The following is a 13,212-nucleotide window of genomic DNA, read 5'->3' on the forward strand; positions in this document are numbered from 1 at the left end:
ACAACTTCCGTTAATTGCTGCAACCTGCTGAAAACAGATGGACGTTGGCGTTACTGTCGGTTTCGTGTTCGCTGCAGAACGTCGTCAATTGATCCTCGAAATGGTGCGGGCCAACGGGGCGGTTTCGCTCCGTGAGCTCGCCCGCGTCGTCCAGACCTCAGAAGTGACCGTACGGCGGGACGTGCGGGCGCTGGAGGCCGAAGGACTGCTCGACCGCCGGCACGGCGGTGCGGTGCTGCCGGGCGGTTTCACCAGGGAGTCCGGCTTCCCGCAGAAATCCCATCTAGCGACCGCCGAGAAGACGGCCATCGCCGATCTCGCGGCGAGCTTCGTCGAGGAAGGCGAAGCCGTCGTCGTCGGCGCCGGTACGACCACCCAGGAGCTGGCCCGCCGGCTCGCCCGCGTACCGGGTCTGACCGTGGTCACCAATTCCCTGCTCGTCGCCCAGGCCCTGGCCCACGCCAACCGGGTCGAGGTCGTCATGACCGGCGGCACCCTGAGAGGTTCCAACTACGCCCTGGTCGGCAGCGGCGCCGAGCAGTCCCTCCAGGGCCTCCGGGTGAGCAGGGCCTTCCTGTCCGGGAGCGGCCTGACGGCCGAGCGCGGGCTGTCCACGTCCAACATGCTCTCCGCGAGCGTGGACCGGGCGCTGGTACAGGCGGCGGCGGAGGTCGTCGTCCTCGCCGACCACACCAAACTGGGCACGGACACCATGTTCCAGACCGTGCCCACCGATGTGATCACCAGACTGGTCACCGATGAGCCGCCCCCTCATGACGAGCGGGCCGCCACCGAGCTCCAGGCCCTGGCCGACCAGGGCGTCCACATCTCGGTGGCCGGTCCGGGCGCGGGCAGCGGCCCCGCCGCGGGCGTCGTCCACGGGGACGCGCTCCCCACGGCCTCCCCGCGCCGCCGGGACGTACCCCCGCTGCCCGGCCAGCGCAGAAGCCTGCCGCTGGGCCACGGCCAGCCGCCCGGGCCGGTCCAGGGCGGACCGCCGGGCGCCCAGCTGCGCAGCGCGGTCTCCCTGGGCGAGCAGGCCACGGCCCGGGTGGCGGACCTGGCACCCCGCCGACGGTAGGCAGGTCCGATGGCGCCCGTGGCAGGTGGGACTCCGGGGATTCGCGAGCTCTCCCCGGCGAAGGCTACGGCCGGGCTTTTAGCCCGGTCAGGGTGAGCGTGAGCAGGCGGTCGGCCAACTCCGGGTCGTCCGGGGACTGTTCGACCGCCAGTGCGATGGCGTTCGTCAGCTGCATCAGATCCACGATGTCCACGTCGGAGCTGATGGCGCCGGTCTGCTGGGCGCGGGCGAGCAGCGCGCGTCCCGCGTCGCGCAGCGGCAGGCTGCACCGCGACATGGCGGACCCCTCGTCCGTCTGCGCGGCCATCAGCGCCCGGGAGAGACCGCGATAGGTGCTGGCGTGCGCCACGATGGCCCGCAGCCAGGCGACCAGCGCCCGGCAGGGCTCGGGGGCCGCCAGCAGCTCGCGCGAACGGGCGAGGATGCCGTCGACCTCGCCCTGGAAGACCGCGCTCATCAGCGCCGTGCGATTGGGGAAGTGCCGGTAGAGCGTGCCGATGCCCACCTCGGCCCGGCGGGCGATGTCCTCCAGCGAGGCGTCCGTGCCGTGCTCGGTGAACGCCGTACGGGCCTCCGTGAGCAGCCGCTCGTAGTTGCGCCGTGCGTCCGCGCGCATGGGTCGTGGTGACGTCTGCGCCGCGTCGGTCGCCATTCCGTCCGTCCTCCCGATTCGATGGCCGTGCCGGTGCCACAGTCCCCGTCAGTCCCCGGTTTCCCCCGTCAGTCAAGGATGCCAGGCCGCCGGGGGCCCCGGACGACGAACGCCCACGGGCCCCGGCCGGGAAGGCGGGGCCCGTGGGCGGCTACGAAGCGGGGAGCGTCCCGGATCGGTCCTGGGATCAGTCCTTGATCTCGCAGATCACGGCGCCGGAGGAGACGGACGCGCCGACCTCGGCGGTGATCCCCTTGATGGTGCCGGAGCGGTGGGCGTTGATCGGCTGTTCCATCTTCATGGCCTCCAGGACCACGACGAGGTCGCCCTCGTTGACCTGCTGGCCTTCCTCGACGGCGACCTTGACGATGGTGCCCTGCATCGGGGAGGCGAGGCTGTCGCCGGAGGCGGCGGAGCCGGACTTCTTGGTGGCGCGGCGCTTGGGCTTGGCACCGCCCGCGGCGGCGGTACGGGCCAGGGTCATGCCGAGCGAGGACGGCAGGGAGACCTCGAGGCGCTTGCCGCCGACCTCGACGACGACGGTCTCACGGCCGGCTTCCTCTTCCTCCTCGGCGGCGGTGCCGGAGAAGGGCGGGATGGTGTTGGTGAATTCGGTTTCGATCCAGCGGGTGTGGATGTGGAACGGGTCGCTGGTGAAGGCCGGGTCGGTGACGACCGCGCGGTGGAAGGGGATGGCGGTGGCCATGCCCTCGACCTGGAACTCCGCCAGGGCGCGGGCGGCGCGCTGGAGGGCCTGCTCGCGGGTGGCGCCGGTGACGATCAGCTTGGCGAGGAGGGAGTCCCAGGCGGGGCCGATGACGCTGCCCGACTCGACGCCCGCGTCGAGGCGGACGCCGGGGCCGGTGGGCGGGGTGAAGGTGGTGACGGTTCCGGGGGCGGGCAGGAAGTTGCGGCCCGGGTCCTCGCCGTTGATCCGGAACTCGAACGAGTGGCCGCGCACGGCGGGGTCGTCGTAGCCGAGGGCCTCGCCGTCGGCGATGCGGAACATCTCCCGGACCAGGTCGATGCCGGTGACCTCTTCGGTGACGGGGTGCTCGACCTGGAGGCGGGTGTTGACCTCGAGGAAGGAGATCGTGCCGTCGTTGCCGACGAGGAATTCGACGGTGCCGGCGCCGACGTAGCCGGCTTCCTTCAGGATCGCCTTCGACGCCGCGTACAGCTGCGCGTTCTGCTCGTCGGAGAGGAAGGGGGCGGGGGCTTCCTCGACGAGCTTCTGGTGCCGGCGCTGGAGCGAGCAGTCGCGGGTGGAGACGACGACGACGTTGCCGTGGGTGTCGGCCAGGCACTGGGTCTCGACGTGGCGGGGCTTGTCGAGGTAGCGCTCGACGAAGCACTCCCCTCGGCCGAACGCCGCGACCGCTTCCCGCACCGCGGACTCGAAGAGCTCGGGGACTTCTTCCAGGGTGCGGGCGACCTTCAGGCCGCGGCCGCCGCCACCGAACGCCGCCTTGATCGCGATCGGCAGACCGTGCTGCTCCGCGAAGGCGACGACCTCGTCGGCGCCGGAGACGGGGTCGGGGGTGCCGGCGACGAGGGGGGCGCCGGCGCGCTGGGCGATGTGACGGGCGGCGACCTTGTCGCCCAGGTCGCGGATGGCCTGCGGGGGCGGGCCGATCCAGGTCAGGCCGGCGTCCAGGACGGCCTGGGCGAACTCCGCGTTCTCGGAGAGGAACCCGTACCCGGGGTGGATGGCGTCCGCGCCGGACTCCGCCGCGGCGGCCAGGACCTTGGCCATGTCCAGGTAACTGGTGGCCGGGGTGTCACCACCCAGCGCGTACGCCTCGTCGGCCGCCCGGACATGCAACGCGTCACGATCCGGATCGGCATAGACCGCCACACTGGCGATCCCCGCGTCCCGGCACGCACGAGCGACACGGACAGCGATTTCGCCACGATTGGCGATAAGCACCTTGCGCACGATGGCTCCCTCCTTGAAACAAGGTGAGTTTAGGTACCGGCGACACTCTGTGCCGACCCGACTTCCGGGGTGACCTTGCCCACACGGAGCGTGAGAAGGGAGCCGTGCGTGAGCCCAAGTCCCCAGATCATCCACGGTACGCCGGGTTTTCCGGAGCGCCGCCGGCGCGGCCGTGTGGCCAAGCTCTCGGATGGCGGCCGGGAGTGGCGGCGCCGAATCTTTGTGGAGTCCCTACGAACGGGTGACACAAAGTTTGCGTGCCGTCCCGGGCCGTAGGCACCGTTGACGGTAGATCTACCCGTCAGTAAGGCGGCTGATGTCCGACACGCCCCGCGACTTCGCCGCCTCCGCCGCGACCGCGCGGAGCGCCTCCGTCACCTCCCGGCCGCGCCGGTGGAAGTCGTCCAGCGGGAGCGCCGCCGACACGGCCGCCAGGCCCTCGGGCGACGGCACCGGCACCGCCACACACGCCACACCCGGCACGCACTCCTCCACCTCCACGGCCACTCCCTCGTGGCGCACCCGCCGCAACTGGATGTCCAACCGTTCCGCCGAGGTGATGGTGTGCGGAGTGATCGCCCGCATCCCGGAGGCCGCCAGATAGCGCAGCCGGGCCGCCCGGGGGAGGGCGGCCAGCAGGACCTTGCCATGGGCGGTGGCGTACCCGTGGGCGTCCTGGCCGGTGCCGAAGCCGCCGGTGGGGTGAGTCGCGGTCGCCCCGGCGAGGACGGCGATGTCGCCGTCACGGTACGTGCTGAAGTACGTGTCGACCCCGGCCGTCCGGTGCGCCCTCGTCAGCAGCTCCTGCACCCCCTCCCCCATCCGCATCTGCTGCTGGAAGGCCCGGTGGAGGGCGGGCACCCGGTAGCCGAGGACGTAGCCGGCGGGCGTACGGGTGAGGTGGCCACGGTCCGTGAGGGCGCCCAGCAGCTCGTACACCGTGGACAGGCCGCAGCCCAGCCGGCGGGCGAGCGCCTTGGCGGGCACGGGGCCGGTGGCGGCGGCGACGGCGTCCAGGACGTCCAGGGCGCGGTCGACGGACTGCGGCGGCATGGCGGGCGGGCTCCTTCGGTGATCGTGGCGGATTCGGTCGTAAGAGGTCGCGTGAGGTCGTAAGACGTCGGAGTGGTGCGGTAATTCCCCGTGGCGGGGGAGGCGGGGGTGGTGAACTGCGCTGACTGCGGCGGGCATTGCCTCCGGTGGCCCAGGGGATCGTGACCGAAATACCCTGACATCGTTGATGAAGTCATGATCAAGCGCATTGCTGCCGCTGCCGTTCTGGCCGGCGCCGCACTGTCCATGTCCTCCGTCGCTGCCGCCGCCGACCCCTCGCTGCCGACGCCGGTGGGGCCACCCCCGTCGTCGAGCGCGGGACCGGTCGGTGTCACGGCCCCCTCGCCGGACGCCCCGGTGAAGGGCGACCCCAAGGCGGGCCCGGGGAAGCAGGGCCCGGCCAAGAGCGCTCCCGGCAAGAAGGCCCCGGGCAAGGGCGCTCCCGCCAAGGGTGCTCCCGCCAAGGGTCAGGCTCCGAAGAAGGGGCAGCCCGTCAAGGGGCAGGCCGCCCCGAAGCCGCAGGGCCCGAAGGGGCAGGGCCCCAAGGCCCCGGCCGCCCACGGCGCCCCGGCCCCTCAGGGCATGCCCGCGCCGCAGGCCGCTCCCGCCATGCAGGACATGGCCCCGGATCACGACCAGAGCATCTACCCCGGCGTGGTCAAGGGGCTCGGCAAGCTCGACCAGCTCAGCCAGCTGAAGCAGGTCGGCGCCGCGACTAGCGCGCTGCCGCTCTAGCGCTTCGCTGGACGTGGGGTCGGTCGGCCGCGGGCCGTCCGTGGCTGGTCGCGCCGTTCCCCGCGCCCCTTCGGGGCTCGGGCCCGTCAGGTCCAGAGGTCGGTGATGCCCACGCCCAGCTCCGCGAGCAGGCGGCGGAGCAGCGGGAGCGACAGGCCGATGACATTGCCGGGGTCGCCGTCGATGCCCTCGACGAACGGCGCCGAGCGGCCGTCGAGGGTGAAGGCGCCCGCGACGTGCAGCGGCTCGCCGGAGGCCACATAGGCGGCGATCTCGGCGTCGGACGGCTCGCCGAAGCGGACCGTCGTGGAGGCCGTCGCCGAGGCGCGGCGGCCCGTGGCGGTGTCGACGACGCAGTGGCCGGTGCGCAGGACGCCGGCGCGGCCGCGCATGGACTTCCAGCGCGCGGTCGCCTCCTCGGCGTCGGCGGGCTTGCCGAGGGCCTGGCCGTCCAGCTCCAGGACCGAGTCGCAGCCGACGACGAGGGTGCCGGACGCCTCGGGCCGCTCGGCCACCGCGGCCGCCTTGGCCTCGGCCAGCACCAGGGCCAGCTCGCCCGGGGTCGGGGCGTCCAGGGCGTCCTCGTCCACCCCGCTGACGATCACCTCGGGTGCGAGGCCGGCCTGCCGCAGCAGCCCGAGCCGGGCGGGGGACTGGGAGGCGAGGACGAGGCGGCGGGAGGGGGTGGGGATGCTCATGGGCTCAGCGTAGGTGGTTCGTTCCCCCTCACTCGTCCAGTCACTTGTCCAGCACCGCCTGCATGACCTTCTTCGCGATCGGGCCGGCCAGCTTGCCGCCGGAGATCTCGTCGTCCGGGACGCTGTCGTCCGGGTCGATCATCACGGCGACCGCCACGGGCGAGCCGTCGGCCGTCTTCGCGTACGAGATGAACCAGGCCAGGTTCTTCTGGCCCTTGCCCCGCTCCGCGGTGCCGGTCTTGCCGCCGACGGTGACGCCGTCGATGAGGGCGGCCTTGCCGGTGCCCTTGGTCGCGGTGTCCTCCATCATCTGCTGGACCTTCTTGGCGATCTCGGGCGAGGTGGCCTCGGACATCACCTCGGGCTTGTGCTTCTCGACCGTCTTCAGGTCCGGGTCGCGCAGCTCCTCGACCATGTAGGGCTTCATCAGCTTGCCGTCGTTGGCGATCGCCGCGGTCATCATCGCGACCTGGAGCGGGGTGGCTGTCAGGCTGCCCTGGCCGATGCCGGCCATGGCGGTCTGGGACTTGTTGATGTCCTTGGGGAAGGTGCTGGCGCTCGCCCGGACCGGGGTGAAGGGCTCCTGGTTGAAGCCGAACTTCTCGGCCGCCGCGCGCATCTTGTCCTTCCCCAGGTCGGAGCTGGCCTTGCCGTAGACGGTGTTGCAGGAGTTCTGCATGGCCACGTTGAGGGAGGCGTTCTTGCAGGGCGCCAGGGGGTTCTGGTTGGGCAGCTTGGTCACCGTGCCCGGCATGATCCAGGGATCGGGGGAGTCCGTGGCGCCGTTGATGTCCGAGTAGAGGCCGTTCTCCAGCGCCGCGGTCGCCGTCACGATCTTGAAGGTGGAGCCGGGCGGATAGGTCTCGCGCAGCGCCCGGTTGTTCATCGGCTTGTCCGGGTCCTTCTGGAGCGCGTCCCAGGCGGCCTTGTCCTTCTTGGTGTTCCCGGCGAAGACGGACGGGTCGTACGAGGGGGTGGAGGCCAGCGCGAGGATCTTGCCCGTCCGGGGGTCGAGGGCGACGACGGCGCCCTTGCGGTCGCCCAGGCCCTCGTAGGCGGCCTTCTGCGCCTTGGGGTCGATGGTGGTGACGACGTCGCCGCCGCGCGCCTTCTTGCCGGAGAGCATGTCGGCGGTGCGCTGGAAGAACAGCCGGTCGTCGGTGCCGCTGAGCAGCTTGTTGTTCACGCCCTCGAGGTAGCTGCTGCCGTAGCCCTGGGAGAAGAAGCCCGTGATCGGGGCGTACATCTTCCCGTCCGTGAAGGTCCGCTTGTACTTCAGGTCGCCGCCGGTCTCCACGGAGCCGGTGATCGGCCGGCCGCCGACGATGATGTTGCCGCGCGGCTGCGAGAAGCTCGCGATCGCGACGCGCCGGTTCTTCTCGTGGTTGGACAGCTCGTCGCCGCGGACGAACTGCACCCAGGTCGCCCTGACCAGCAGGGCGAGCACGAGTATTCCGGTGAATACCGCTATGCGGCGGACGGGCTTGTTCATATGGGTCAGGACGTGAATCGGGTGAATGTAGTTCCAGAACGGACAAACCTATGAACCGTCTGTGACGCAGCGTGACCGATACGGCGCGAGCGACACGGCGTGACCGCCGCGAGGTCAGCGCATCCCGAGGACCAGGAACAGCACCACCATCCCCACCGCCAGCACGACCCCGGCCCGCCGGAGCATCAGCTGCGCCTCGCGCAGTTCCTCGGGCGGTTCGTCGGAGGGGTCGGACCAGAGCATGGCCTCCATGCTCCGCCCGGAAGGCGTGTGGCGCCTGAGTACGCGTACTCAGGCGCCACGGAGGGAGGGGGTCAGGCCGGCCAGTAGGTGGTGCGCCAGGCCCGGGGACCCGGGTGCGGGACGCGCCGGCCCGCCGCCAGCCGGGCCGGATTGGACCACTCCGAGCGGGCCGGGGCGGACGGCGCGACGGTGGCCCCCACCGCCGCGCGCGCCTGTACCACCGCCAGAGCGGCGGCCAGCTCCTCGGGTGTGGGGTTGCCCCGTACGACCTTGATCACGTCGGCGTCCCTTTCAATCGGCGTCCCTTTCGATACGGTTCGCTACAGCGGGATGTTCCCGTGCTTCTTCGGCGGCAGCGCCTCGCGCTTCTCACGCAGGGCGCGCAGCCCCCGCACGATGTGGCGGCGGGTCTCCGACGGCATGATCACCGCGTCGACGTAGCCGCGCTCGGCCGCCACGTACGGGTTGAGCAGCGTGTCCTCGTACTCCGTGAGCAGCTCGGCGCGCAGCGCCTCCTGAGCCTCCGGCGTCGCGGCCGCGGCCAGCGAACGGCGGTGGAGGATGTTGACCGCGCCCTGGGCGCCCATCACCGCGATCTGCGCGGTGGGCCACGTCAGATTGAGGTCGGCGCCCAGGTGCTTGGAGCCCATGACGTCGTAAGCGCCGCCGAACGCCTTGCGGGTGATCACGGTGATCAGCGGGACGGTGGCCTCCGCGTACGCGTAGATCAGTTTGGCGCCGCGCCGGATGATGCCGCTGTACTCCTGGTCCGTGCCCGGCAGGAAGCCCGGCACGTCCACGAACGTCAGCACCGGGACGTTGAACGCGTCGCAAGTGCGCACGAACCGCGCCGCCTTCTCGCTCGCGTCGATGTCCAGGCAGCCCGCGAACTGCATCGGCTGGTTGGCGACGACGCCCACCGGTCGGCCCTCGACCCGGCCGAAGCCCGTGATGATGTTCGGCGCGAACAGCGCCTGCGTCTCCAGGAACTCGCCCTCGTCCAGCACGTGCTCGATCACGGTGTGCATGTCGTAGGGCTGGTTCGCCGAGTCCGGGATCAGGACGTCCAGCTCGCGGTCGGCGTCCGAGACCTCCGGGTCGGCCTCCTCCGGGAAGGCCGGCGGCTCGGAGAGGTTGTTCGACGGCAGGTACGACAGCAGGGCCTTGACGTACTCGATGGCGTCCTTCTCGTCGCCCGCCATGTGGTGGGCCACGCCCGAGGTGGTGTTGTGCGTCCGCGCGCCGCCCAGCTCCTCGAAGCCCACGTCCTCGCCGGTGACGGTCTTGATGACGTCCGGGCCGGTGATGAACATGTGCGAGGTCTGATCCACCATCACCGTGAAGTCCGTGATGGCGGGCGAGTACACCGCGCCGCCCGCGCACGGGCCGACGACCAGCGAGATCTGCGGGATGACGCCGGAGGCGTGGGTGTTGCGGCGGAAGATCTCGCCGTACATGCCCAGGGACGCCACACCCTCCTGGATGCGGGCGCCGCCCGAGTCGTTGATGCCGACGACCGGGCACCCCGCCTTCAGGGCGAAGTCCATCACCTTGATGATCTTCTGGCCGAACACCTCGCCGAGCGCGCCGCCGAAGACCGTGAAGTCCTGCGAGAAGACCGCCACCGGACGGCCGTCCACCGTGCCGTAGCCGGTGACCACGCCGTCCCCGTACGGGCGGGTGGCGTCCATGCCGAAGTTCGTCGAACGGTGCCGGGCGAACTCGTCGAGCTCCACGAACGAGCCCTCGTCCAGCAGCAGATCGACCCGCTCGCGCGCCGTCAGCTTGCCCTTGGCGTGCTGCTTCTCCACCGCCCGCGCGGAGCCGGCGTGCGTCGCCTCCTCGATCCGGCGCTGGAGATCCGCGAGCTTCCCCGCGGTCGTATGGATGTCCAATTCGTCGGCTACAGGCTCGGACACGGGATGCGGCTCCTGCTCGTCCGGAGGGGTGGGATGAGGGAACGGGGCGACCCCTCGACGGGCCCGCCCCGGCTACCGGTTCGTAGCGTATCCGCGCGGATGCGCTGCGGCAGTGCGTCTTTGGCCACACCTTCCGGCCGCACCCGGCCGCATCCGCGCCACCGGACGCCGCCCGGTGCGGCCCGGTTCGCCGGCCTTCCCACCTCCTATGGTGGCTCCTATGACGCCCCCCGACGCCTCCGGCAGCCCCTGGTCCGACCTGGACCGTCCCCCGCTCAACGCCACCGCCCTGCGCCGCGCGCTGCTGCGCCCCGGCGGGCTGTGGACCTCCCTCGACGTGGTCCGGCACACCGGCTCCACCAACACCGACCTCGTCGCCGCCGGCGGCCCCGAGGGCGCGGTGCTCGTCGCCGAGGAGCAGTCCGCCGGCCGCGGCCGTCTGGACCGCACCTGGTCCGCGCCCCCGCGCTCCGGGCTCTTCTTCTCCGTCCGCCTCGCCCCCGGCTCCGGGGTCCCCGTCGAGCGCTGGGGCTGGCTCCCGCTGCTCGCCGGGGTCGCCACCGCCACCGCCCTCTCCCGCGCCGCCGGCGTCGACACCGCCCTGAAGTGGCCCAACGACCTGCTCGTCACCGTCGACGGCCAGGAGCGCAAGACCGGCGGCATCCTCGCCGAGCGCTCCGGCGACGCCGTCGTCGTGGGCATCGGGCTGAACGTCACGCTCCGCGCCGACGAGCTCCCCGTTCCGGGGGCGGGTTCGCTCGCCCTGGCCGGTGCGAAGGTCACCGACCGCGACCCGCTGCTGCGGGCCGTGCTGCGCTCCCTCGCCGACCTCTACGAGGCGTGGCGCGCGGTGGGCGGCGACCCGGCGGCCTGCGGGCTCCAGGAGATGTACGCGGCCGGGTGCGCCACCCTCGGCCGTACCGTCCGCGCCGAACTGCCCGGCGGCCGTGAGCTGGTCGGCGAGGCCGTGGCCGTCGACGGCGACGGCCGGCTGGTGCTGGCGACGGCCGAGGGGGTGCAGCAACCGGTGGGAGCAGGCGACATCGTCCATTTGCGGGCGACCGGATCGTAAACGTCGTAAAGAGTGACCGCCGCGCCGTCGGGAGAGTGAGCTACGGCACACCTGACGTATCGTTGTGCCCGGAACCTAAGCGAGCAGTGATCGGCAGGGCAGTGCGCACGGATCGGACAGGGGGGCGGGCGGTGACCGCCGACGATGGGGGAACCACCCGTGCCGGCAGGGCCACGGGGGACGACGGTACGGGCGGCACCGGCCAGGGCGCGCGCCACGCCGGTCACGCCGGTCACCCCGGCGTCGAGGAGGACATCGGCGAGGAGGGCGACCCTCTCGCGCTCCGGCTGGAGTCGCTGATCCTCGGGGCCGAGCGCCGCTACACCCCCTTCCAGGCCGCCCGCGCGGCCGGGGTCTCCATGGATCTGGCCGCCCGCTTCTGGCGCGCCATGGGCTTCGCCGACATCGGCCAGGCCAAGGCGCTCACCGAGGCGGACGTGCTGGCGCTGCGGCGGCTGGCCGGTCTGGTCGAGGCGGGCCTGCTCAGCGAGCCCATGGCCGTCCAGGTCGCCCGGTCCACGGGCCAGACCACGGCCCGGCTGGCCGACTGGCAGATCGACTCCTTCCTGGAGGGGCTGACCGAGCCTCAGGAGGGCCTGAGCCGGGCCGAGATCACCTATCCGCTGGTCGAGCTGCTGCTGCCCGAGCTGGAGGAGTTCCTGATCTACGTCTGGCGGCGGCAGCTCGCCGCCGCCACCGGCCGGGTCGTCCAGGCGGCCGATGACGCGGAGATGGTCGACAGGCGGCTGGCCGTCGGGTTCGCCGACCTCGTGGGCTTCACCCGGCTGACCCGGCGGCTGGAGGAGGAGGAGCTCGGCGAGCTCGTCGAGGCCTTCGAGACGACCGCCGCGGACCTGGTGGCCGCGCACGGGGGCCGGCTGATCAAGACCCTGGGCGACGAGGTGCTGTACGCGGCCGACGACGCCGGCACGGCGGCGGAGATCGGGCTGCGGCTGATCGAGACCCTCACCAATGACGAGACCATGCCGGAGCTGCGCGTCGGCATCGCCTTCGGCACGGTCACGACGCGGATGGGCGACGTCTTCGGCACCACCGTCAACCTCGCGAGCCGGCTCACCTCGATAGCGCCGAAGGACGCCGTCCTCGTCGACGGCGCCCTGGCGGAGGAGCTCACGCGCAACGGCGACGCGCCCAAGTCGGAGGCGGAGGTCGCGGCGGCGGAGTCCGCGGGCGCGGAGCAGGCGCCGTACCGTTTCGCGCTCCAGCCGATGTGGCAGCGGCCGGTGCGGGGGCTGGGCGTGGTCGAGCCGTGGCTGCTCACGCGGCGGGAGGGCTGAGCGCGCCCGCAGGATCTCGGGTATGGCCCACCGGGGGCGTCGGGAGGCATGATCGGTGCCGTCCGTACGTCCGTACGTCCGTACACGGAGACCGGGAGGGCACCAGCGTGAGCGAACGCCGCATCGGAGAATGGATCGCGATCCGGACGCACGAGAACGGCCACGTCGCCGAACTCGTCCTGGACCGGCCCAAGGCCATGAACGCCGTCTCCACGGAGATGGGCCGGCTCATCGGGCAGGCGACCGCCGAGCTCGCCGCCGACCGGGACGTCCGGGTCGTCGTCATCACGTCCACGCACGAACGCGCCTTCTGCGTCGGCGCCGACCTCAAGGAGCGCAACTCCTTCACCGACGCCGACCTCGTCCGCCAGCGCCCGCACGCCCGGGCCTGCTACACGGGCGTGCTGGAACTGCCCATGCCCACGGTCGCCGCCGTCCACGGCTTCGCCCTGGGCGGCGGGTACGAGCTGGCGCTGTCCTGCGATGTGATCGTCGCCGACCGGACGGCCGTGGTGGGGCTGCCCGAGGTGTCCGTGGGCGTGATCCCCGGTGGTGGCGGCACCCAGCTGCTGCCGCGCCGCGTCGGGGCCGCCCGCGCCGCCGAGCTGATCTTCAGCGCCCGGCGGGTGGAGGCGGCCGAGGCGCGGGAGTTGGGCATGGTCGACCTGCTCGTCGACGAGGGCCGCGACCGTGCTGAGGCCCTGGCCCTGGCCGCCCGGATCGCGGGCAACTCCCCGGTCGGGCTGCGGGCCGCGAAGCGGGCGCTGCGGCTGGGGCACGGGCTGGACCTGCGGGCCGGGCTGGAGGTCGAGGACGCGGCCTGGCGGTCGGTGGCCTTCTCCGGCGACCGGGCGGAGGGCGTGGCGGCCTTCAACGAGAAGCGGAAGCCGGACTGGCCGGGGGAGTAGGACGCGCAGGGATTTATCCGCTTTATTGCGCGGAATACGCCCGACGTTCTTACGCTGGAGTACGGGTCGAGAGGCCCTTGCGGTCACGGAATGTGAGGCTCGGGTGGCTGGTGACGGGGAGT

Annotated in this window: 13 protein-coding genes; 5 read left to right on the plus strand and 8 right to left on the minus strand. The window is 72.1% G+C overall.

The genetic code is table 11. The annotated features are described in order from the left end of the window. The first annotated feature begins 37 nt into the window (after positions 1-37). Entirely contained in the window at positions 38-1,081 is a 1,044-nt protein-coding gene (locus ACFYZR_RS05655) for a DeoR/GlpR family DNA-binding transcription regulator (protein WP_391905435.1), read from the plus strand. 64 nt (positions 1,082-1,145) lie between these two features. On the opposite strand, the gene ACFYZR_RS05660 is transcribed toward ACFYZR_RS05655, so the two are convergent. The 3 genes from ACFYZR_RS05660 to ACFYZR_RS05670 all read right to left on the minus strand — a co-directional run bounded on the left by ACFYZR_RS05660 (position 1,146) and on the right by ACFYZR_RS05670 (position 4,725). After that, the gene (locus ACFYZR_RS05660; protein WP_391905437.1) at positions 1,146-1,733 is read right to left on the minus strand and encodes a TetR/AcrR family transcriptional regulator; all 588 of its coding nucleotides are present in this window, start codon (positions 1,731-1,733) and stop codon (positions 1,146-1,148) included. A 187-nt stretch (positions 1,734-1,920) separates the two neighbouring features. Further along, the gene (locus ACFYZR_RS05665; RefSeq protein WP_391905440.1) at positions 1,921-3,672 is read right to left on the minus strand and encodes an acetyl/propionyl/methylcrotonyl-CoA carboxylase subunit alpha; all 1,752 of its coding nucleotides are present in this window, start codon (positions 3,670-3,672) and stop codon (positions 1,921-1,923) included. Between the two features lie 294 nt (positions 3,673-3,966). Next, positions 3,967-4,725 carry an IclR family transcriptional regulator gene (locus tag ACFYZR_RS05670; protein WP_391905443.1) on the minus strand — a complete coding sequence of 253 codons (759 nt, stop codon included), beginning with the start codon at positions 4,723-4,725 and terminating at the stop codon, positions 3,967-3,969. Positions 4,726-4,920: 195 nt separating this feature from the next. Here ACFYZR_RS05670 and ACFYZR_RS05675 point away from each other — a divergent pair, with 195 nt between their 5' ends. Next, a complete protein-coding gene (locus tag ACFYZR_RS05675; RefSeq protein WP_391905446.1) occupies positions 4,921-5,460 on the plus strand; it encodes a hypothetical protein in 540 nt (179 codons plus the stop codon). Positions 5,461-5,546: 86 nt separating this feature from the next. On the opposite strand, the gene ACFYZR_RS05680 is transcribed toward ACFYZR_RS05675, so the two are convergent. The 5 genes from ACFYZR_RS05680 to ACFYZR_RS05700 form a co-directional block, all read right to left on the minus strand. Beyond that, positions 5,547-6,158, minus strand: a complete 612-nt coding sequence (locus tag ACFYZR_RS05680) for a Maf family protein (protein ID WP_391905448.1) — start codon at positions 6,156-6,158, stop codon at positions 5,547-5,549. 40 nt (positions 6,159-6,198) lie between these two features. Continuing rightward, positions 6,199-7,650, minus strand: a complete 1,452-nt coding sequence (locus ACFYZR_RS05685) for a peptidoglycan D,D-transpeptidase FtsI family protein (RefSeq protein WP_391905450.1) — start codon at positions 7,648-7,650, stop codon at positions 6,199-6,201. Positions 7,651-7,764: 114 nt separating this feature from the next. Then, positions 7,765-7,893 (minus strand): morphogenic membrane protein MmpB, encoded by a 129-nt coding sequence (gene mmpB / locus ACFYZR_RS05690; protein WP_391905453.1) that lies wholly within the window; start codon positions 7,891-7,893, stop codon positions 7,765-7,767. Between the two features lie 71 nt (positions 7,894-7,964). After that, the gene (locus ACFYZR_RS05695) at positions 7,965-8,171 is read right to left on the minus strand and encodes an acyl-CoA carboxylase subunit epsilon (protein WP_391905456.1); all 207 of its coding nucleotides are present in this window, start codon (positions 8,169-8,171) and stop codon (positions 7,965-7,967) included. Between the two features lie 42 nt (positions 8,172-8,213). Further along, on the minus strand, positions 8,214-9,812 hold the full coding sequence (locus ACFYZR_RS05700) for an acyl-CoA carboxylase subunit beta (RefSeq protein WP_391905458.1): 1,599 nt from the start codon (positions 9,810-9,812) through the stop codon (positions 8,214-8,216). 220 nt (positions 9,813-10,032) lie between these two features. On the opposite strand from ACFYZR_RS05700, the gene ACFYZR_RS05705 reads away from it, so the two are divergent. The 3 genes from ACFYZR_RS05705 (at position 10,033) to ACFYZR_RS05715 (ending at position 13,090) form a co-directional block, all read left to right on the plus strand. Beyond that, a complete protein-coding gene (locus ACFYZR_RS05705; RefSeq protein WP_391905461.1) occupies positions 10,033-10,884 on the plus strand; it encodes a biotin--[acetyl-CoA-carboxylase] ligase in 852 nt (283 codons plus the stop codon). Between the two features lie 131 nt (positions 10,885-11,015). Then, positions 11,016-12,182, plus strand: a complete 1,167-nt coding sequence (locus ACFYZR_RS05710; RefSeq protein ID WP_391905464.1) for an adenylate/guanylate cyclase domain-containing protein — start codon at positions 11,016-11,018, stop codon at positions 12,180-12,182. Positions 12,183-12,289: 107 nt separating this feature from the next. Continuing rightward, positions 12,290-13,090, plus strand: coding sequence for an enoyl-CoA hydratase/isomerase family protein (locus ACFYZR_RS05715; RefSeq protein ID WP_391905467.1), 801 nt, complete (start codon positions 12,290-12,292; stop codon positions 13,088-13,090). The last annotated feature ends 122 nt before the right edge of the window (positions 13,091-13,212 follow it).

The organism is Streptomyces sp. NPDC001678 (assembly GCF_042892945.1).
In the GTDB taxonomy this organism is placed as follows: domain Bacteria; phylum Actinomycetota; class Actinomycetes; order Streptomycetales; family Streptomycetaceae; genus Streptomyces.

Excerpts from the sequence above, each read along its gene's own strand:
- ACFYZR_RS05655 (WP_391905435.1), top strand. The coding sequence starts at position 38 with ATGGACGTTGGCGTTACTGTCGGTTTCGTGTTCGCTGCAGAACGTCGT.
- ACFYZR_RS05660 (WP_391905437.1), bottom strand. The coding sequence starts at position 1,733 with ATGGCGACCGACGCGGCGCAGACGTCACCACGACCCATGCGCGCGGAC.
- ACFYZR_RS05670 (WP_391905443.1), bottom strand. The coding sequence starts at position 4,725 with ATGCCGCCGCAGTCCGTCGACCGCGCCCTGGACGTCCTGGACGCCGTC.
- ACFYZR_RS05675 (WP_391905446.1), top strand. The coding sequence starts at position 4,921 with ATGATCAAGCGCATTGCTGCCGCTGCCGTTCTGGCCGGCGCCGCACTG.
- ACFYZR_RS05680 (WP_391905448.1), bottom strand. The coding sequence starts at position 6,158 with ATGAGCATCCCCACCCCCTCCCGCCGCCTCGTCCTCGCCTCCCAGTCC.
- ACFYZR_RS05685 (WP_391905450.1), bottom strand. The coding sequence starts at position 7,650 with ATGAACAAGCCCGTCCGCCGCATAGCGGTATTCACCGGAATACTCGTG.
- mmpB (WP_391905453.1), bottom strand. The coding sequence starts at position 7,893 with ATGCTCTGGTCCGACCCCTCCGACGAACCGCCCGAGGAACTGCGCGAG.
- ACFYZR_RS05705 (WP_391905461.1), top strand. The coding sequence starts at position 10,033 with ATGACGCCCCCCGACGCCTCCGGCAGCCCCTGGTCCGACCTGGACCGT.